We start from the raw sequence: 21,676 nt of genomic DNA, 5'->3' as shown, positions 1-21,676 counted from the left end.
CTTCTATTCAAGAGGCTGAATCATATGATTTTGGCTTTGCGAATGATGTTGTTTTACAAACCTTGTAGGGGGAATGCCGTTCATGATGACCACGCGTAAAGAGTTTGACCAAGGACTAGAGCATCTTCATAATTTGCTGATTGATATGGGTACTTTTGTTGAAAAAGCGCTCGTAGAATCGATGGAAGCATTAAAAACCGTTGATGTTGACCGTGCGAAGCAGGTCATAAAGCTGGACCCGTCGCTTAACCAAATGGAAGAAAAGATTACGGAAATCGGCTCGAAGCTGATCGCTACGCAGCAGCCTGTTGCCAAGGATTTGAGAAGAATTCTGTCCTCGTTTAAGATTGCAAGCGATTTGGAGCGTATGGGCGATCTCTCCGTTGATATTGCTAAGGTTGTATTGCGTTTAGAGGGTCAGGAGCTAATAAAACCGTTAATCGATTTGCCGCGTATGGCAGAAATTGTTCAGCTTATGACATACGAGTCCATTCAATCGTTTATTCAAGAAAACGTGGACCTTGCTTACAAAATGGCGAAGGACGACGATCAGGTTGATGCCCTGTATGGACAAATTACGCGCGAGCTTTATTCCCTTATGATGGAAAACCCTCGCAACATTACACAGTCATCGCTACTTACTCTCGTCGGACGTTACCTCGAAAGATTCGGTGATCACGCGACGAACATCGGTGAGAGCGTCGTTTATCTCGTAACGGGCAATCGTCCGGATTTGAACGTATAACCTACTGAAAACATACTTAAGACCGCCCACGCTTAGCTGCTGGACGGTTTTTTTGTTTAGGAGAAAAGAACTAAGAAAAATGTCGAATTTTACCGCAAGTTAATCCTTTTATGCATCTCTATTCACAATTGGCTGGTAAAGTAATACATAAAGGAACTGAAATAGACGATAGTCGATTGAGGGGATTGGCATGAATGGAGTCGGGGTTGGTTTATTCAATCGAGATATGCTCCGCAGCATAAAAGAGCGCTGGCATGAAGGCGGAATCGGTGTCATTTACGTCCGTTTTCGCCTCGGGAACACAGCAGCAGAATCAGCATTGCAGCTATGGGAGGGCACGGAGGCAAGGCTTTTCTGGCGTCAGCGCCTTGAATGGGATTACTTTTATTTATTTGATCGGCAGCAGAAGGATGAACCGATCATTCGAGTGGTCGAGAAAGCGATGGAGCGGCTTATTGATAGGCTAAGGAAGTCTGATGCAAAAAAGGAAGACGGGGCTTTCTCAGACACCGATCTGGAGGTAAGCATAGGTCTTTCAACTGCATACCCTCCAGCAACCGGCCGTTCCTCGGAGTCGGTTGTTTATCGGATGATTCTTGATGCAATGGAGCAAAGCGCATATAACGTTACTCTCGGAAGGAACCGCCAAGAATCTCTAGCCGAAGGCAAACCGAAAATAGAAAACTACAGTCAGATCATCGGAGCAGGCGAGCCAGTGCAGCAGCTGCATTTGCCGGGGAACTATAGCCGAACCGTTCGAATTGGCGGGATTGCCGCACCTTTTCCGATATTTCCTGCCCGGGCCAGGGTGTCCGAGGTTGCTTATTTTTTCGATACGAATGCGAAGGCGCAAGGCGCGGTCATTGTCGATAAAGGCAGACCGATAGGCATCTTAATGAAAGAGAAGCTGCATCAAATGTTAGCTGGGCAATTCGGGCTGCCTCTTTATTGGAACAGACCGATTGAGCGGATTATGAACAATCAACCGCTTATTGTGGATGAGCAGCTTACTGTCGAGCATGTATCTCAGCTGGCAATGGCAAGGGATTTCTCGCAGCTATACGATGTCGTTCTCATTACGAAGGATGGGCAGATGGCAGGAGCAGCTACGATCAGGTCTATTTTGGAATGCATGACGGCGCTTCGCACGGAGGCAGCACGAACAGCTAATCCGCTTACGGGACTGCCGGGGAACGAGGAAATTCAGCTAGAATTGAGCCGGCGGATCGGACAAGGTGAGCCGTTTGCTGTCGTCTATGCGGACTTGGACTATTTTAAATGGTATAACGATTCCTTTGGTTTTGGGCTCGGTGATAATTTGATTCGCTATTTGGGAGATATTCTGCGCATGGAGCTTGATCAGCTCGGAGCATGCGACGACTTTGTCGGACATATAGGCGGTGATGATTTCATCGTGGTAATGAGAGCAGATTCGGCGGAGCAACTATGTCAGGCTATGATTAAGCGTTTCGATAGCGGGATTAAAGCATTTTACGGCGGCGCCCAAGTAACGACGGTTGAGGATAGAGAGGGGAATCTCATTGATCAGGAGGGTGTAACGCTTTCTTTGTCACTCATGTTATGGGATGGCAGAGTAGCGCTTGCGGCAGATGATATTCCGAGGATTGCGGCAAAGCTGAAGAAACAAGCGAAAGCTCTTAAAGGCAGCGTCTATGTCATGGATCAAATTATAGGAATGCATCATGGAGAGGAACGGAACGGAAATTGAGACAACTACGGGACATATGGCGGCTAAACGATACGGAAAACGTGAGCTCGGGTCATCTTGGTATTATTTATTTATCATGGCAGTTTCCTACGGATGTTCGGAAAAATCATTTATCCGCGCAGCATGAGAAATGGCGTGTTTTTGCAGAGAATGAGGTGAAGGCTGCATTTGGAAGCTCTCTACTATATGAAGGGCTGCAGTGGATGAAGGAGGATTTATTTATCCATATGCGTTTGCCGGCCGGGCATCAAATGCTGCAGGAGGACTGGCTGCTTGAGCTGGCCTATAAGCATACCGCTGATTGGGAGAAACAATTTGCAGAGGAGATTTGCTTTGAGGGGCTATCTGATGTGCTTGGGAAGCTTCATGTTGGTGTATCTGTCGTACCCAATGACAATGACCCTGTGGATGGCCTCGTCTGGTATGATGCGATGAAAAAAGCAATTTTGCACGGGCAATCCGCTGGATCGATGGAACGAAGCTTGAAGCGCCGAGCTCTGGAACGAGTCATTAGCGAGCGGCTTATTCAGCCAGTATATCAGCCTATCGTATCGCTGCTGCGCGAAGGAGAGGTATTTGGCTTCGAAGCGCTATCGCGTACGCAGGATCAAACTTGGTTTAATGGACCTATGGAGCTCTTTCAGTGTGCTGAGCAGGAAGGATTGACTTATAGCTTGGATAGACTGGCGAGAGAAAAGGCGATAGACGGCTGTCTGAGGCTCATGCCAGGGCAAAAGCTATTCATCAATGTGATGGCGCAAATTATGGAGGATCCAAGCTTCTCGCCTGGCCAAACGCTCAGTCTGCTGGAGCAGCATAAGCTATCGCCCCATCATGTCGTATTTGAAATTACAGAACGAAGCTCAATCGCGGATTTTGGCTCTGTGAAAAAGGCGTTGGAGCATTACCGAAGCCAAGGTTATCAAATTGCAATTGATGATGTTGGAGCGGGTTATTCGTCCTTACAATCAATCGCTGAGCTGCGTCCTGATTATTTGAAGGTGGATCGGTCGATTATTCAGAATATCCACTTGGATGAGATGAAAGAGCATATTTTGTACACGCTGGTTCAGATTGCAGCAAAAATGGATATTTCCATTATCGCCGAAGGCATAGAACTTGAAGCGGAGCTTGCGAAGGTGCGTGAGATGGGGATTGAATACGCTCAAGGTTATTTATTAGGCAGGCCTGCTCCTTTTCACTCCATGATGTAACAGATACAAAAAAGGGCTATCCCATCGCAGCGATGCTTGGGAATAGCCCTTTTTGTGGTATACTTAAAGGTATGAATGTTACATAAAGAAGGTGTTGATTCCTTATGGAAAAATGGATGCTAATTGACGGAAACAGTATAATCTACCGTGCGTTTTTTGCTTTGCCGCCGCTCACGAATTCGGCGGGCAATCACACGAATGCGATTTTTGGGTTTACAACGATGCTGCTTAAGCTGCTTGAACAAGAAAAGCCGACTCATGTGCTGGTTGCATTTGATGCCGGCAAGGTCACTTTTCGCCATGAAGGTTATGCAGAATATAAAGGCGGAAGACAAAAGACACCGCCAGAGCTGTCAGAGCAATTCCCAGTGCTTAAGGAGCTGCTTCAAGCCTTCAGCATTTCGCAGTTTGAGCTGTCTGGTTACGAGGCCGATGATATTATCGGTACGCTAACGAAGGCAGCCGACGAGAAAGGTGTAGAAACTTTTGTCGTTACTGGAGATAAAGATATGCTGCAGCTTGCTTCAGACAAAGTAACCATTGCGGTAACACGCAAAGGCGTTAGTGATGTTGAACTTTACACACCAGAGACAATCCAAGAGAAATACGGCCTTGTGCCGATGCAAATTATCGATCTTAAGGGGCTCATGGGGGATACCTCAGACAACATCCCTGGAGTTCCGGGCGTAGGCGAGAAAACGGCGCTTAAGCTGCTTCATGAGCATGGATCGGTTGAAAGCGTGCTTGATAACTTGGACAAGCTGAAGGGCAAGCTGAAGGAAAACATTGAGAGCCATAAAGATGATGCTACGATGAGCAAGCGCTTGGCGACGATCTTCCGTGAAGTGCCTATAGAAAAGTCTATCGATGACATTCGTTATGCCGGGTATGATGGTTCGAAGCTGGCTGAGGCGTTCCGCAAGCTGGAATTCAAATCATTAATTGATCGCTTGGAGCTAGGTGCTGAAGCAGGCGATATGGATAAGGAAGCCGAAGCTGCTGCTGCTGATTTGAATATTAATGTGATCGAATCAGAAAAAGACGCAGAGATGCTGGAGAAGCTTATTCAGCTGCTCCAGCAGTCGGACAAAAATGGCTTGTATATCGAAGCCATTGGGGAGAATCCGCATCATGCCGAGCTGATTGGCCTTGCTATCGCCACCGATGAAGCGGTGTATGTAATGCCATATTCAGTGCTTAAGCAGCCTTTCGCAGCGAAGCTTCGCGACTGGCTCGAACAAGCGGACAAGCCGAAATACGGCTTTGATCTCCATAAGGTGGAGCTCGCACTCAAATGGAGCGGAATCAGCTTCGAGGGTTCTGCTTTTGATGTGCAGCTGGCAGCCTATTTGCTCGATCCTACAGAAGCAAGCCAGACATTAAGCGGCATTAATGAGAAGCAGGGGCTGTCGACACTGCCGCCGGATGAAGCTGTTTATGGCAAAGGCGCGAAATTCAGAGTGCCTGATGCCGATACGCTTTACCGCCATTTATCGCTGAAAGCGGAAGCGGTTCGGAAGCTCGTGCCTCTGTTAACCGAAGAGTTAAGCAATACGGGCATGAGCAAGCTTTATTTTGACATGGAGCATCCATTGTCCCGCATTCTTGCAGGGATGGAGTTTCAGGGCATTAAAGTAAAGTCCGAGGAGTTGGAGGCGCTTGGCCGTAACTTGGAGAGTAAGTTGACAACAATCATTAGCAGCGTGTACAAGCTTGCTGGTACGGAATTTAATATCGGATCGCCAAAGCAGCTGGGTGAGATTTTATTCGAGAAGCTTGGCCTGCCTGCTAAGAAAAAGACGAAAACAGGTTATTCGACGGATGCTGAAGTGCTGGAGGAGCTTGCGCCTTATCACGAGATTATTCCGCTTATCCTGCATTATCGTCAGCTCTCGAAGCTGCAATCCACGTATGTGGAAGGCTTGCTTAAAGAGGTGCGCAAGGAAACAGGCAAAATACACACGTATTATCGCCAGACCATTGCTGCTACCGGTCGTCTAAGCAGTCAGTTCCCTAACCTGCAGAACATTCCGATTCGTCTTGAGGAAGGACGCCAAATTAGGAAAGCCTTTGTGCCGTCCGAGCCGGGCTGGTCCATCGTAGCAGCTGACTATTCACAAATTGAGCTTCGTGTGCTCGCACATATTGCTGATGATGAGAATATGAAGGAAGCGTTCATTAAGGACATGGATATTCACACCAAAACAGCGATGGATGTATTCGGCGTAACTGCCGAAGAGGTTGATTCCAACATGCGTCGTTCGGCAAAAGCGGTCAACTTCGGCATCGTGTATGGCATCAGCGATTTTGGCTTATCGCAAAACCTTGGCATTTCCCGTAATGAAGCAGGAAAGTTTATTGCGGATTACAAGGAAGTTTTCAAAGGCGTTCGCCAATATATGCACGATATCGTTCAGCAAGCGAAGCGCGACGGGTATGTGGCCACACTGCTGGAGCGCAGGCGTTATCTGAATGACATCAATGCTTCTAATTTCAACTTGCGATCCTTTGCTGAACGTACGGCGATGAATACACCGATTCAAGGTACTGCGGCAGATATTATTAAGCTGGCCATGGTCCATATGGACGCTGCGCTGCGCGAACGCAAGCTGAAGAGCCGCATGTTGCTGCAGGTGCACGATGAGCTCGTGTTCGAAGTGCCGCAAGAGGAGCTGGAGCTGATGAAGACGCTTGTGCCTGAAGTGATGGCTGGAGCGCTCAAACTTGATGTTCCTTTGAAGGCCGATATGAGTTTCGGTGACAATTGGTATGAAGCAAAGTAACCCACTGGCGGGCAGTTTCGGGTATAATGGTTGTTGAGGTGAGGAGAAATGCCTGAATTGCCAGAGGTAGAAACAGTTAGAAGAACATTAATTGAACTTGTAGCGGGAAAACGAATCCAATCAGTAACCGTTAGACTCCCGCGTATTATACAGCGTCCAGCAGAACCTGAACAGTTCGCGGATGCGCTTGTCGGACATACGATCCAGACGGTTGAGCGACGCGGCAAATTTTTGCGGATCATCTTGGACGGGCTCGTACTTGTATCGCATTTGCGAATGGAAGGCCGATATGGGGTTTTCCCATCTGAAGAGCCGATTGAGCTGCATACCCATGTTATCTTTCATTTCGAAGATGGCACGGATTTGCGTTATAAGGACGTTCGCCAGTTCGGTACGATGCATTTATTTGAAGAAGGGCAGGAGCTTGAGCTTCCGCCGCTTAACAAGCTTGGTATAGAGCCGCTTGAGCCAGCCTTTTCGCTAGAAGCGCTTCGCGGAAAACTCGAGAAACGCGCGACTAAGATTAAGCCGCTATTGCTTAATCAAGAGCATATTGTTGGTTTGGGCAACATTTATGTAGACGAAGCTTTATTTCAAGCACGTATCCATCCGGAGCGAACACCTAACACATTGAAGCCGGCCGAATGGAAGCGACTTTATGAAGCGATACGCTCGACACTTGGAAATGCAGTTGAAGCAGGCGGTTCGTCCATTAAATCGTACGTTAATGGACAAGGCGAAATGGGAATGTTTCAGCATCAGCTGCTTGTATACGGCAAGAAGGATGAGCCTTGTCCAACCTGTTCAAGACCGATCCATAAATTTGTCGTTGGCGGCCGTGGTACGCATATTTGCAATAAATGCCAGACACTGCAAGCATCAGCAAAATAATACGAATCGCAGCAAATGTTAACCAGCATGCACAGTCAAATACTCCCCGCATATGATAAGTGTGTTACGAACAATAGGCGGATGTCTACTTACAGCTTCTTGTAAGCCGGATCGCCGCTGTGCGGGGAGGGACTAAAACATTGTTCGCGCATGTAGTTTCACTATTAGTTCTTGCTGTTGCTGTTAGCGTAGACGGTTTTGGTGTAGGCGTTACTTACGGTTTGCGGAGGATCCGCATACCGATCGTGTCAATACTGATTATTGCTTGCTGCTCTGGTATTATTATTTATTTGTCCATGCAAGTTGGCGGATTGATAACCACGTTCCTGTCTGAATTCGTTGCGCGTCTCATTGGCGCATGTGTCCTCATGCTGATTGGTGTCTGGGCGCTATTGCAGCTTAGACGAAACAAACAGCAGCAGGATGATGTGAGGCATGAGCACGTAGAAACCGCAGTACAAGAAAGTGCTGCTTCGGCAGAAGCTGGTGCAAAAACACATGCCGGAGAGATCGCGAGTGCTGCGCTTGTCGTTATGGTAGAGCTGAAGCGTCTAGGGCTCGTTATTCAGATTTTGCGCACGCCACAGTCGGCTGACGTCGATAAATCAGGCACCATCTCTGCATCGGAGGCCGTCATGCTTGGCTTTGCATTATCACTTGATGCATTTGGAGCTGGACTTGGGGCTGCGTTGATCGGATTGCCTTCCTTACTTACGGCTTTAACCATAGCGGCGGCGAGCGCGCTTTTTCTTGTAGGCGGCATCCGTTTTGGCTTTCGTTTCTCCGCTTGGAAAGGGATGCAGACATTAGCTATGCTGCCAGGCATATTATTAATCATAATCGGAATCATGAAGCTGTTATAACTTGAGGTGAAAAGGATGATAATCGGATTAACCGGCGGTATTGCCAGCGGCAAAAGCACAATCGCAAACATGCTCGTCGAACGCGGTGCGCTGCTGGTCGATGCCGATCAAGTCGCAAGGGAGGTTGTACTTCCCGGGGAACCAGCATTAGAGGCAATCGCCTCTACGTTTGGACAAGCTGTCCTTGAAACGGACGGTTCTCTTAACCGCAAAGCTCTCGGCGAAATTGTGTTTCGCGATAAACAATCATTAGCAAAGCTTGAATCCATAACCCATCCAGCTATACGGGCGCGGATGCAGCAAACCATACATACTTACGCAGAGCATTATCCAGAACGATTAGTAGTAGCTGACGTGCCGCTGCTGTACGAGACGAAGCAGGAGAATCTGTACGAAGGCATTTTGGTCGTATATGTACCCGCTGAGCTTCAGAAAAAACGCTTAATGGAACGAAACCAATTGCCTGAAGAAGAAGCAAGCCGGCGCATCGCACTGCAAATGGACATTGAACAAAAGAGACTGAAAGCGGATTGGGTCATCGATAACAGCGGATCGCTGGAGGAGACGAAGCGTCAGCTGGATGAATTTTGGAAAAGTAAGTGTTTGCCATGAGGGTATTCCAAAAGAAAAGGGTGCTGCTCGTCCTGCTGCTCGGTTTATTGACAATTTTATTTCTCAAATCAGATTGGCTTGCGGAGTGGATGTATCCGGTTCATTACAAAGAAGACATTCGTGCAAGTGCTTCTAACTATGGCGTTGAGTCGCATTTAGTCGCCGCGATTATTCGCAGTGAAAGTAATTTTCAGACAGGCAAGGAATCGAAGAAGGGTGCACTGGGCTTAATGCAAATTATGCCTGATACGGCTGCATGGGTCGTTCAAAAAGCAGGATTTCAAGCCGTAACGGATGACATGCTTATGAATCGTGCAGATGTTAGCATTGAGGTTGGCGCGTGGTATTTAAGATCTCTTAGTCAACAATTTGATCAAAATAAGATAGCTGCAATTGCTGCATACAACGCGGGTCCAGGAAATGTTCGCAAGTGGCTTGACTCGGGGACTTGGGATGGAACGATCGAATCGGTTAAAGAAATTCCGTTTGGAGAAACTAGACACTATGTGCAGAGAGTCATTTACTATTATAATAAGTATAAGGACTTATATCCGAGTCTTTAATGGATGATCCTTAACGATAACGAAAATAAATGAAGCCTTGGAGGCTCGTCTCTTCATGGACGAGCCCTGCCAAAGCTTCGGTTATTCATACAACTTTTAATGAATCATTATTTGTATTGACCTGCAAGGGATTGCTCGGCAATTTGCACTAGGCGACGGGTAATGTATCCCCCGATGGAGCCTGCGTCTTTTGTAGCCATGTTGCCGTAGTATCCGTCTTGCGGAATTGCGATGCCTAGCTCTTGAGCAACTTCATATTTCATTTGGTCAAGGGCAGCTGTCGCTTGTGGCACTACCAATTGGTTACTGCTGCGGGATGCGCTCATGTATGTTCACCTCCTTGCGGTTGGTAAAAGTATTATGTGCAAAAATCTGAACTTCATTACAGGAATTACATGGAAATTAAAATTTTTTTTCGAAGAGTCCATTTAGAGGCTCTAGCGACTAAGAAAGGAGGCAATACGCATCATGAAATGCCCATACTGCGACTATGCCGGAACGAAAGTATTAGATTCCAGACCAGCTAACGAAAACAAATCCATTCGTCGCCGCCGTGAATGCGAAAAGTGCAGCCGCCGCTTCACGACATTCGAAATGATTGAAGAGACGCCTCTGATCGTCATCAAAAAAGATGGCAGCCGTGAAGAGTTCAGCCGTGACAAAATATTGCGGGGTCTTATCCGCGCCTGCGAGAAGCGTCCGGTTCCTGTGGAGCGCCTAGAGGTAATCGTATCCGAGGTTGAGAAGGAGCTGCGCACAACGGCACATGCCGAGGTTGATAGCAGCGATATTGGTGGAATCGTTATGAACGAGCTTTATCCTGTAGATGAGGTAGCTTATGTCAGGTTCGCATCTGTTTATCGCCAATTCAAGGACATTGATATGTTCATGAAGGAGCTCAATAATTTGCTGTCCAAGCACCCGCTCAATGGTATGATAGATAAGGATTGACAGTTTTGACGACCCTATGCTAAGATCAATCTTGTCGTCATTTGGGGCCTTAGCTCAGCTGGGAGCACGCCATGTAGTGTTCGCACAACCCAAGAAATAAAAACGAGCAATAAGATTTAACTTGGGGGCTATACTCAAGTTGTTGAGTTGGGTCACAACTAAATAAGGGGCTATAGTTTAGGGGGAAAATAGGTCGCTGGCAGCGATCAGTCGGCGGTTCGATTCCGCCTAGCTCCACCATACCTTATCATCAGAACGGCAGAAATGCCGTTTTTTTTTATTTGATTTTGTGCTTGTATATATTTCAAATCCCTAAGTGAGAACATTTGAACAGTTTAGGTATGTATGTTGAAATTCAGCAATTATTTTACTTAGTTACTAAAATGAAATTCATACGCATTTTAGCAAGTTCAATACGAGCAGTACGCAGAAAATCATCTCGTGGGATGTCGTCAACAAGGCACGGGCAGCAATCTGTTCGATCCGAACAGCAAGATCTCGCGTCAAGACATGATGGTCATCGCGGCGCGCGGCGAAAGCCGCAGGCAAAGCGTTGCCGACAGGCGGCACTTTGGGTGCGTTCAGTGACGAGGCTTCGGTAGCTTCTTACGCGAAAGACAGTGTTGCAGAGTATCGTGCAAGGCTCGAGGGGCAAATTGGCGCTGAACAGCTTCCTCACTCGCACCGAATCGGCAGTTATCCAGCAACGGATTTGGAGTAAATAAAGATTTCATTAACTAATAAGAGGATGGCGAAGAGGTTGTTTCTGCGCCATCCTCATTTTGTTGTGGTCTGTTACAGCCTACATATTTTCCAAAATGAAAATGCAATAACTACTATTATGTTCATTTATGAGATATATCTTTTTAATTGTATTTAGCTGGTGGTTCATAAGTTCGGATCTAATATCTTCTTTAATTTTTATAGTAGAATCTCTACTTCGTTAGGTGCCGCCTTATTAAAACGCTCCTTATAATTGAAGATACGGGAAGGAGAAGTCATTCAACACCAAGATTGAAAGCGCTTTAGGTAACATCAAAATCTATTCTAGGGGGAAGGACATCAAATGAGTAGACGCTTTAAACAGCTATTGCTGTCACTGTTAGCCGCTGCACTGTTAGTGCCGCAATTTTGGTATGCTCCAAATGCGAATGCAGCGAGCGCAACGATACCTGTCATCCTGTACCATGTAATCACCGATAATCCATCCGGAGATTATCAATACAGCACTGCCAACTTCAAAAAACAAATGAAGTATTTGAACGATAACGGCTATACCACCGTATCCGCGGAACAGTACGTCGACATTATCGTGAACGGGGCAACCGCTCCTTCGAAACCGATTCTGCTGACGTTCGACGACGCAACACCGGATTTTATTACAAACGCGCTTCCTGTATTGACGCAGTACAATATGAAAGCGGTATCTTTCGTCATCCAGGACAATATCGGTTCTTGGGGAATGACGCTGAGCCAATTGAACACGCTGAAAAACAACCCGAACATCAGTCTTCAAAACCATACAAAGACGCATGATCAAGCCGTATGGACGACTAGCATCACCAAAGCGACCGCGGCCGCGGAAATCCAATCCGCTAATACGTTCTTGAAAGGAATTACCGGCAAAGATCCAATCCTTCTTGCCTATCCTTACGGCAACTACAACGCGGACGTAAAAGCAGCCGCCACGGAGAACGGAATTAATGTCGGTTTCAAAGCCTGGAGCGGCGATGACGACGCCTTGGCGATGGGACGTATTCTCATTAAGAAAGACGATACTTTAAATACCTTCGCAGCCGCGATCGGCGGACCTACGCCTCCCACACCGGAAGCGATCGGGAACATCGTCGTTTCGAACGACTTCGAGAACGGCACGCAAGGATGGTTTAAGCGCGGTACCGAGACGGTAACGGCTTCGACCAATGCCGCTAAGAGCGGAACTGGCAGTCTCTTAGTGCAAGGAAGAACGGACAACTGGAACGGCCCGGGCTTTAACCTAGCCGCCACCGGCATACTGAACAAGGAATCAGTTTACGAGCTTTCCGCATGGGTTAAACTCAAAGAGGGAACGACCGGCTCTGAGACCATCCAATTCGGCGCTCAACAGACTGGGGCAGCCAACGAGTACCTGAATCCAGGCTCCGCGGCAACGGTAACAGCAGACGCATGGGTACAAGTCAAAGGCGAGTATACATACGACATGAACGCCAATGCCCTGCAAATCTACTTACAGAGCAACAGCAGTAAAACCGCTAGCTTCTACGTCGACGATTTCCAAGTGAAAGTCGTCAAACCGGCCGTTCTTGTCGAGAAATTCGAAAACGGCATAAATGGGTGGACCGGCAACGGCGCTACGGCGACCGTAACGAATGCCGTCTCCCACTCCGGATCGAACGCGCTTCTCGTGACGGGACGCGCCCAAAATTACCACGGGCCTAGCCTAGCGTTGACGAATACGCTTGAAAAAGGCGCAGAATACGAAATTTCCGCCTACGCTAAGCTGGATACCGGAGCGGCTTCTACGCAGCTAAAGGCATCGATTGAGCAATCTGGCTTAACCGGCAACGACCAGTTTAAGGAAGTAATCGGGTTGACGACGGTCACCGACGGCGCTTGGGTGAAACTAAGCGGTATTTATACGTATAACACCGCCGCTACGGGAATTAAACTCTACTTCGAATCCGAAGACGCCGGTAAAAATACAAGCTTCGCGATCGACGACATCGTCATTCGTCAGACAAGCGCAGCTCCTCCTCCAGGATTCCTCGTCCTGTCCCAAAGTTTTGAGGATGGTCAGCTCGGCGGTTGGACGGATCTGGGATGGAACGGCACCGGTACTGCGATTGTATCGTCTGACTACGCATCCGAGGGAACGAAATCGCTTCTGTATAAGGACCGTTCGGACAGAAAGAGCGCCGTATCGCTCAATTTGACCAGCAAGTTGGTATCCGGTCATAAATACGATATCTCGTTCAAACTCCGGTCCGCTCATGGAACCGATAACTACCACTTAGGCGCGAAAGTCAAATCCGGCGGTACGGATAGCTACCCATGGATTATCGGCAACCAAGCTGTTACGGACTCCGCTTGGAAGACGTTCGAACTGAAAGGCTACGAAGTACCTGCCAGCACGACCGAATTCCTAGTTTGGATTGAAGCTAACATCTACAGTCCAGATGAAACCGCCACGGCGAAAGCCGACTTCTATATGGACGAATTCGTAATTAAAGACGTTACGCCTGGCGCCGAGCCTCCAAGAACTCCAGCTGTGCCATTCACTACTATTACGTTCGAGGATCAATCGCAGGGCGGCTTTGTCGGTCGCGCGGGAACGGAAACGTTGACCGTTACGAATGAAGCCAACCATACCGACAACGGTTCTTATGCTTTGAAAGTAGCAGATCGTACGGACTCTTGGCACGGTCCGACGATTCGCGTCGAGCAGAACGTAGACAAAGGCAGCGAGTACAAAGTAACGGCATGGGTCAAGCTGATCTCGCCGACCAGCTCGCAGCTTCAGTTGTCCACGCAAGTCGGCAACGGCAGCACCGCCAGCTACAACACCATACAAGCAAAAACCGTGAATGCTGCCGACGGATGGGTGAAGCTTGAAGGCACCTATCGTTACTCCAGCGTAGGCGACGAATATTTGACCATCTACGTCGAGAGCTCCAGCAACAAGACCGCTTCTTTCTACATCGACGATATCAGCTTTGTGAACACGGGCTCGATCCCTATCTCCGTACAAAAAGACTTGACGCCAATCAAGACAAAGTACCAAGACGATTTCTTGATCGGCAATGCGGTATCCGCGGCGGATTTCGATGGCACTCGCCTGGAGCTTCTCAAATTGCATCATAATGTCGTAACGGCGGAAAACGCCATGAAACCGGATGCAACGCAGGCGGTGAAAGGTACTTTCACTTATGCGGATTCGCTTGTCGATAAAGCGATCGCCGCAGGGATGAAAGTACACGGCCATGTGCTCGTTTGGCATCAGCAGACGCCTGCGTGGATGACTGCTTCGAACGGTTCGCCTTTGAGCCGCGACGAGGCACTCGCCAATATGAGAACGCACATCCAAACGGTTATGACGCACTACGCTGAGAAATACGGCAACAATTTGATTTCTTGGGACGTCGTCAACGAAGCAATGAACGACAATCCTTCTAATCCGACGGATTGGACTGCTGCCCTGCGCACCTCTCCTTGGAAAACGGCGATCGGTAACGATTACGTGGAGCAAGCGTTCTTAGCGGCAAGAGAAGTGCTGGACGCAAACCCGTCTTGGGATATCAAGCTCTATTACAACGATTACAACGATGATAACCAGAACAAAGCTACAGCCATTTACAATATGGTCAAAGAACTCAACGACAAGTACGCACTTACGCATCCGGGCAAGAAGCTGATCGACGGCGTCGGCATGCAGGCGCATTACAACGTCAACACGAAGCCGGACAATGTTAAAGCGTCGTTGGAGCGGTTTATCTCCTTGGGCGTTGAAGTCAGCATTACCGAGCTGGACGTAACGGCCGGCAACGGCGGCACGATCACCGAAAAGGAAGCAATCGCGCAAGGCTACTTGTACGCGCAGCTATTCCAAATTTACAAAGAGCACGCCGCGAATATCGCCAGAGTCACCTTCTGGGGTCTGAACGACGCGACGAGCTGGAGAAAAGAACAACCGCCGTTGCTCTTCGATAACAACCTGCAAGCGAAGCTTGCCTATTACGGCGTTATCGATCCGAGCAAGTTCATAGCGGAGCACCCGCCGGCTTCGGCAACCGCTAGTCAAACTTCCGCTAAATACGGTACGCCGGTCATAGACGGAACCATTGACGCGATCTGGAGCGATGCGCCTGAAGTCTCGATCAACAAGTTCCAGATGGCCTGGCAAGGTGCACGCGGTGTAGCCAGAGCGCTCTGGGATGATCACAACCTGTATGTGCAAATCCAAGTTACTGATAATGCGGAACTGGACAGTACTAGCCCGAATGCGCATGAACAAGATTCCGTCGAAGTGTTCATAGACGAGAATAATGGTAAGACAGCTTCCTATCAGTCGGATGATGGACAATACAGAGTAAACTATATGAACCAGGCAACTTTCAATCCGTCAAGCAAAGCAGCCGGTTTCGAGTCAGCCACCTCTCTTTCCGGAACGAACTACACGGTAGAAATGAAAATACCGTTAACATCGATCACGCCGGAAAACAACATGAAGCTAGGCCTTGACGTGCAAATCAACGACGGTAAAAACGGCGCTCGTCAGAGCGTTGCCGCATGGAACGATTTGACCGGCCAAGGTTATCAAGACACGTCCGTTTTTGGAGTGCTTACGCTTTCCGGTAAGAATTCTCCTGCAACGCCACCGGCGGCGCCTGCGAACGTAATGGCTTCCGCCGTGAACGCTAGCTCGATCAAGTTGAATTGGAACACCGCTTCAGACACGAGCGTAACGTTCTCCGTCTATCGCGGAACGTCCGAATCCGGTCCTTTCACGGTAATCGCTTCCGGCGTACCGGTTTCCGAATTCACGGATACGGGTCTGGTGGCTTCAACGAAGTACTACTACTACGTGAAGGCAGTTAAAGGGGAATTGGTGTCGGATGCATCCGCAGTCGTAAATGCAACGACGAGCGCCACTTCGCCTCAGACCGGTACAGACACGCCTCCTCCGGTGACTGAACAACCGGTTGAAAACGGCCAGATCACAGCAAAAGTTACCGTGAATAACGGTAAGGCATCGTCCATCATCTCTGCCGGCAATCTGCAGAAAGCGTTCGATCAAGTTGTAACTAACGCTGCTGGCAAGAAAAAAGTTACAATCGACATTCCTGCAACGGCAGGCGCAAATTCATACGACGTGCAATTGCCGCTTCAAAGTCTGAAAGATTCCGGATCGACAGTACTTGTGATCAAGACGGTGAACGGCACGGTCGAGCTTCCTGGCAACATGCTGGCAGGCACGAGAGTCGGCAGCTCCGAGTTCGTATCGGTTCGCTTGGGCAAGGTCTCGACTGAAGCACTCAGCAATGATCTCCGCCAGCAAATCGGTACCCATCCGGTCATTAGCCTCGAAGTTTTGGCAGGCGACTCCGTTGTCGCTTGGAACAACCCGAACGCGCCTGTAACGGTATCCGTACCTTACACGCCGACGGCTGAAGAGCTGAGCAACCCGGATCACATCATCATCTGGTACATCGACGGCAGCGGCAAAGCGACACCTGTGCCTAATGCCCGCTACGATGCAGCAAGCGGTACGGTTAAATTCTCGACGACTCACTTCAGTAACTATGCAGTTGTGTTCGTTGTGAAATCGTTCGGAGATCTTCAGTCCGTACCATGGGCGAAGAAAGCAATCGAAGCGATGGCATCTCGCGGTATCATTAACGGCACGAGCGAGAACGCGTACGATCCGAATGCTTCCATCAAAAGAGCGGACTTACTGTCGCTGCTCGTTCGCGCATTGGAGCTAAAAGGTAACAATGCTTCCGTAACGATGTTCTCCGACGTGGATTCCTCCGCATACTACTACGATGCGGTCAAGATCGCTGCGCAGCTCGGCATCATTCAAGGCACGGGCAGCAATCTGTTCGATCCGAATAGCAAGATCTCGCGTCAAGACATGATGGTCATTGCGGCGCGCGCGGCGAAAGCCGCAGGCAAAGCGTTGCCGACAGGCGGCACCTTGGATGCGTTTAGCGACGAGGCATCGGTAGCTTCTTACGCGAAAGATAGCGTTGCAGCACTGGTCAATGCCGGTATCGTGCAAGGATCGAACGGCAAATTGGCGCCGAACAGCTCTCTCACTCGCGCCGAAGCGGCAGTTATCCTGCAGCGAATTTGGAGTAAATAAGAGTTTCAGATAGCCTAAAGAGGCTGTTCTGCAGATTGAATCTTGATATGCTCCCCATACGGTAGACAGGTGAAATAATATAACCTGTATGCTGTGAGGGGAGCATTTTTCATGCCCGAAAATAATCTTAGTGGCTCAGAGAAATTAGCCATTGTGCAACAGATTGAGAGCTATAAACACGATCGAAATATACTTAATCATTCGATTGGGCCAGTTACTGTTATTGCCTCGACACATGTGAGGAATTCAGCATAGTGGAGGCGATGAGAGTTCAAATCCCCTCGTCTCCACCAATACCATCAGAGAAGACACCGTGTTAGGTGTCTTTTTTGCGTTGTGTAGAAATGAGACACGGGATCGCTTTTATCAGGGGTTCAGTCCGTGCCTTATTTACTGAATCTGCTTGACAACATCATAGAATAATATGTTATTCTTTAAAAGAAAGATTAATAGACAGGCAGTCGGTCGGTTTGTTGAGGAGATGTAAAGATGAGAGTTGTAAAAGAAGCTGAGGAACGCAGGAACGAAATCATTGACGCAGCTGATGAGCTTTTCGGCCAGAAGGGCTTTGACGGCACAAGTACAAACGATATTCTCGAAAAGGTCGGCATTGCGCGAGGAACATTATATCATCACTTTAAGTCGAAGGTGGATATCATGGACGCGCTGATTGAGCGGTATAGTGTCCGTCTTTTAGGCACGGCGCAGGAAATTGCAGCAGACAAGTCCATACCTGTAGTCGAGCGCATTATTCGTGTTGTTATGGCACTGAACTTAAGCGGCGGAAGCAGCAAGGAAATTATGGAGCATATTCACAAGCCGCAGAACGCGCTTATGCATCAGAAAATAGAAAAGGTCATTATTAATGGCGTTACGCCGATACTGACGGGAATCATCCACGAGGGCATCCAACAGGGACTGTTCCACACGCCATACCCGTATGAATGCATGGAAATGGTCGTGATTTATGCGAATACCGTTTTTGATGATGATATGGTTCAAATGACGAACGAGGAGCGTGCTTCACGCATACAGGCCTTTGTTTTTAATGTAGAAAGGCTGCTTGGTGTCAAAAGCGGAGGCCTTATAGATGTAATGCAGATGTTTGACGGTGGATAGAGGAAGCGACGAATAAATCTGGAAAATCCTTAGGGAAATAATACAGAGGTGAGTTATGTTTAGCAGAATAATCCGCAATGACATTTTTAAGAGCAAAGCGATAACGGTGACAACAATGGTATTTGTCGCTGCCTCAGCTATGCTTGTTTCACTCGCGGCGATACTCGTTGTCAATCTCTCTGGCGCGCTGGATACGCTAATGACACAAGCTAAAACTCCACATTTTATGCAGATGCATTCGGGTGAGATTGATACTGCGAGGCTTACGGCTTTTGCGGAGCAAAACAGCAGCGTCGATGAATTTCAAGTGGCGGAATTTCTGAACATTGACGGAGCGGAGATTATATTGGGCGATAATTCGCTTGCGAACAGCGTTCAGGACAACGGTTTAAGCGTACAGAGCGGAAAATTCGATTATCTTCTAGATCTGGACGGGAACGTCATCAACGTATCTGACGGTGAGATTTATGTTCCGGTAAGCTATTTGAAGGATAACACTGCAAAGATTAGTGACAAGGCCGTAATAAGTGGAAAAGAATTTACCGTTAAGGGATTTCTCCGCGATTCGACAATGAATTCTTCGCTTTCCGCATCAAAGCGATTTCTTGTAAGCAGCAATGACTATGCGGAAATAAAAAGCCTTGGAAACATAGAGTATTTGATTGAATTCAGATTAAAGGATATGTCGGCGTTAGGCGCATTTGAAACGGCATATGCCTCCGCAGGACTTGAAATGAACGGGCCAACGGTTACATATTCGCTTTTTAAAATGATGAATGCCATTTCCGACGGGATGATGATTGGGGTTATCCTTCTGGTAAGCCTGCTTGTCGTGGTCGTCGCATTCATGTGCATACGCTTTACGCTTCTTGCAAAAATCGAAGACGATTATCGCGAGATTGGTGTTATGAAAGCTATAGGGCTGCGTGTCTCGGACATCAAGAAGATTTATCTAGCGAAATACATGGCAATTGCGGCGGCAGGCTCTATTCTCGGTTTTGTTCTTTCATTTGTTTTCAAAGGCATGCTTCTTGAAAATATACGGCTTTATATGGGGGAAAGTAAAAACTCTTCTTTTGCCGTGGTTTTAGGAATTATCGGTATATTGTTAGTATTCCTTGCCATTATGGCCTATGTTAACGGAGTGCTGAAACGCTTTCGGAAAATTTCAGCCGCGGAAGCCATACGCTTTGGCACTTCCCAGGACAAAAACAGGGGTGCTAAGCGTTTTACCCTGAGCGGAAGCAGACTGTTTAACACGACGAATATTTTTCTCGGTATCAAAGATGTTCTCTCAAGGAAAAGACTATACGCCACAATGCTAGCTGTGCTGGTGATTTCGGCATTTATCATGATTGTTCCGCAGAACCTGTACAACACGATTTCCTCAAAAAGCTTCATCAGTTATATGGGGATTGGAAACTACGATCTACGCATACAGACCAACAATATCGATAATATCTCTGGAAAAGTCACTGAAATCGTTGAGACGATGAAAAGCGATCAAGCCATATCAAAGGTTGGCGTTCTTACTACAAAAACATTCAAGGCAAAAACGGAAAACGGATCAGAGGAAAATATTAAAATTGAGCTTGGCGACCATTCGATATTTCCTATCGTATATTCCAAGGGCAAAGCACCCGCAGCAAATGATGAAATTGCATTTTCGACTATATATGCCGATGAGATGAACAAAAAAATTGGCGATGTCATTACGCTGGTGATTGAGGGACTGGAGAAAGATCTCACGGTTAGCGGAATCTATTCCGACATTACCAACGGTGGCAAAACCGCCAAGGCTGTATTTGCTGACAATTCAGCGGGCATTATGTGGAGCATTGTCAGCGCTGAACTTTCGGATAAATCCCTTGTTGACGTGAAGGTTGCGGAATATGCGGACAAGTTTGATTTTGCAAAGACTTCAGATATTGATGAATTCGTTACACAGACCCTTGGCTCTACAATAAGCTCCGTCGAAATGGCCTCCTACGCCGCCGTCGCCGTTGCGTTAGTTATAACGGTACTAGTTACATTGTTATTTATGAAAATGCTTGTGGCAAAGGACCGATATTCGATTGCCGTACTGAAAGCATTCGGTTTTACAAACTCGGATATTAAGGCGCAGTATGTTTCGCGTACGGTATTCGTTCTGATTGTCGGAATTGTTCTCGGCACGCTTCTGGCAAACACTCTCGGAGAGATGCTTGCGGGTTTGATTATTTCGTCGTTAGGAGCGTCCACGTTTAATTTTGCAGTAAATCCTCTTTCGGCGTATCTGTTTAGTCCGCTAATGATGATTTGCGCGGTACTTATCGCAACAATGATCGGCACATCGGGCGCGGGACAAATAAAAATATCCGAAAATATAAAGGAGTAGACATATGACTAAGATTATTATCGGTGATCATATAGTAAAGTCTTTTGGCGAGGGCGATGAACAGCGTAATGTTCTTGATGAAGTGTCCGTTGAAATAAACGAGGGAGAGTTCGTTTCGGTTATGGGACCTTCTGGCTCGGGAAAATCGACGTTATTGTTTGCATTGAGCGGAATGGACAAAGTTGACAGTGGAAAGGTCGTTTTTGACAGCAGGGAATTATCGGCGGCCTCTGAGAATGAGCTTTCAGATATACGTAGAACAAAAATGGGATTTGTTTTTCAACAGCCGACTATGCTAAAAAATCTAAATATCCTCGACAACATCATTCTTCCATCAATGCGCGACAACAGAAAAAACGCCGAAAAAATATCAGAGAAGGCAAGAGTGCTTATGAAAAGAGTGGGCATTGCGGAGCTTGAAAAGCGAGATGTTACACAGGTTTCGGGCGGTCAGCTTCAACGTGCGGGAATATGCCGCTCACTTATGAACAGCCCAAAAATCATTTTCGGAGATGAGCCGACGGGTGCGCTCAACTCAAACTCTGCGGAGCAGATTATGGATATATTTTCTGAAATTAACGCAGACGGCACTGCGGTTATGCTTGTAACTCACGATGCAAAGGTTGCGGCGAGGACAGAGCGCATTATGTTTATGCGAGACGGAAAAATCGTAAGTGAACTAAACTTTCCAAAGTTTGACGGGACAGATATGGATGGCAGGGTCGATAAAGTATTGGTGAAAATGTGGGAAATAGGAATATGATTTGTTTAAAAATAAATGATCTAACCGGACTCAAATATACAAACGACTCAAGGAGGTCCGTTATGTTAGCGGAATTTATCCTAAGAGGTAGATGAGGAGCATCGTATGGAAGATAAAATAACATTGATTAAGGTTATTGCTGACACAAATTCACAAGGAACTGTTTTAGAAGAGCTTCCTGCAGAATACCTAAGCGATCAAAAA

15 protein-coding genes, 1 tRNA gene and 1 pseudogene are annotated in these 21,676 nt (G+C 47.6%); 16 read left to right on the top strand and 1 reads right to left on the bottom strand.

Annotated features, from left to right (window positions below; all coding sequences use genetic code 11):
• The first annotated feature begins 85 nt into the window (after positions 1-85).
• The 8 genes from phoU to BK120_RS24765 all read left to right on the top strand — a co-directional run bounded on the left by phoU (position 86) and on the right by BK120_RS24765 (position 9,400).
• Complete coding sequence (gene phoU / locus BK120_RS24800) at positions 86-745, top strand: phosphate signaling complex protein PhoU (RefSeq protein WP_076270305.1); 660 nt, start codon at positions 86-88, stop codon at positions 743-745.
• A gap of 190 nt (positions 746-935) precedes the next feature.
• Positions 936-2,474 carry a GGDEF domain-containing protein gene (locus BK120_RS24795; protein WP_076270188.1) on the top strand — a complete coding sequence of 513 codons (1,539 nt, stop codon included), beginning with the start codon at positions 936-938 and terminating at the stop codon, positions 2,472-2,474.
• Positions 2,471-3,688 carry an EAL domain-containing protein gene (locus BK120_RS24790; RefSeq protein WP_076270187.1) on the top strand — a complete coding sequence of 406 codons (1,218 nt, stop codon included), beginning with the start codon at positions 2,471-2,473 and terminating at the stop codon, positions 3,686-3,688. The genes BK120_RS24795 and BK120_RS24790 overlap by 4 nt, the downstream gene beginning before the upstream one ends.
• A 104-nt stretch (positions 3,689-3,792) precedes the next feature.
• On the top strand, positions 3,793-6,471 hold the full coding sequence (gene polA / locus BK120_RS24785; protein WP_076270186.1) for a DNA polymerase I: 2,679 nt from the start codon (positions 3,793-3,795) through the stop codon (positions 6,469-6,471).
• A gap of 48 nt (positions 6,472-6,519) precedes the next feature.
• Complete coding sequence (gene mutM, locus BK120_RS24780) at positions 6,520-7,362, top strand: DNA-formamidopyrimidine glycosylase (protein WP_076270185.1); 843 nt, start codon at positions 6,520-6,522, stop codon at positions 7,360-7,362.
• 140 nt (positions 7,363-7,502) lie between these two features.
• Positions 7,503-8,225 carry an MntP/YtaF family protein gene (locus BK120_RS24775; RefSeq protein ID WP_076270184.1) on the top strand — a complete coding sequence of 241 codons (723 nt, stop codon included), beginning with the start codon at positions 7,503-7,505 and terminating at the stop codon, positions 8,223-8,225.
• Between the two features lie 15 nt (positions 8,226-8,240).
• On the top strand, positions 8,241-8,837 hold the full coding sequence (gene coaE / locus BK120_RS24770) for a dephospho-CoA kinase (protein WP_076270183.1): 597 nt from the start codon (positions 8,241-8,243) through the stop codon (positions 8,835-8,837).
• Positions 8,834-9,400: a lytic transglycosylase domain-containing protein gene (locus BK120_RS24765; protein ID WP_076270304.1), complete on the top strand. Its 567-nt coding sequence runs from the start codon at positions 8,834-8,836 to the stop codon at positions 9,398-9,400. The genes coaE and BK120_RS24765 overlap by 4 nt, the downstream gene beginning before the upstream one ends.
• Before the next feature lie 107 nt (positions 9,401-9,507).
• Here the strand turns inward: BK120_RS24765 and BK120_RS24760 are convergent, their stop codons facing one another.
• Entirely contained in the window at positions 9,508-9,726 is a 219-nt protein-coding gene (locus BK120_RS24760) for an alpha/beta-type small acid-soluble spore protein (protein WP_053377233.1), read from the bottom strand.
• Between the two features lie 142 nt (positions 9,727-9,868).
• Between BK120_RS24760 and nrdR the strand changes: the two genes are divergently transcribed.
• The 8 genes and pseudogenes from nrdR (at position 9,869) to BK120_RS24690 (ending at position 21,472) form a co-directional block, all read left to right on the top strand.
• A complete protein-coding gene (gene nrdR / locus BK120_RS24755; protein ID WP_053377232.1) occupies positions 9,869-10,351 on the top strand; it encodes a transcriptional regulator NrdR in 483 nt (160 codons plus the stop codon).
• Between the two features lie 166 nt (positions 10,352-10,517).
• Positions 10,518-10,591: transfer RNA gene (locus BK120_RS24750), tRNA-Ala, on the top strand.
• A 313-nt stretch (positions 10,592-10,904) separates the two neighbouring features.
• Positions 10,905-11,072, top strand: coding sequence for a hypothetical protein (locus BK120_RS35520; protein ID WP_179089887.1), 168 nt, complete (start codon positions 10,905-10,907; stop codon positions 11,070-11,072).
• 345 nt (positions 11,073-11,417) lie between these two features.
• Positions 11,418-13,025: pseudogene (locus BK120_RS36530) on the top strand (carbohydrate binding domain-containing protein); the annotation flags it as partial.
• Complete coding sequence (locus tag BK120_RS36100; RefSeq protein WP_483874405.1) at positions 13,014-17,213, top strand: endo-1,4-beta-xylanase; 4,200 nt, start codon at positions 13,014-13,016, stop codon at positions 17,211-17,213. The pseudogene BK120_RS36530 and the gene BK120_RS36100, both read left to right, overlap by 12 nt.
• Positions 17,214-17,702: 489 nt before the next feature.
• On the top strand, positions 17,703-18,332 hold the full coding sequence (locus BK120_RS24700) for a TetR/AcrR family transcriptional regulator (protein WP_076270182.1): 630 nt from the start codon (positions 17,703-17,705) through the stop codon (positions 18,330-18,332).
• A gap of 55 nt (positions 18,333-18,387) precedes the next feature.
• Positions 18,388-20,709 (top strand): ABC transporter permease, encoded by a 2,322-nt coding sequence (locus tag BK120_RS24695; protein WP_076270181.1) that lies wholly within the window; start codon positions 18,388-18,390, stop codon positions 20,707-20,709.
• A gap of 4 nt (positions 20,710-20,713) precedes the next feature.
• Positions 20,714-21,472 (top strand): ABC transporter ATP-binding protein, encoded by a 759-nt coding sequence (locus tag BK120_RS24690; RefSeq protein ID WP_076270180.1) that lies wholly within the window; start codon positions 20,714-20,716, stop codon positions 21,470-21,472.
• Positions 21,473-21,676: the final 204 nt, after the last annotated feature.

It is taken from the genome of Paenibacillus sp. FSL A5-0031, assembly GCF_001956295.1.
Lineage (GTDB): Bacteria > Bacillota > Bacilli > Paenibacillales > Paenibacillaceae > Pristimantibacillus.
This window is presented reverse-complemented; position numbering and strand designations above follow the sequence as displayed.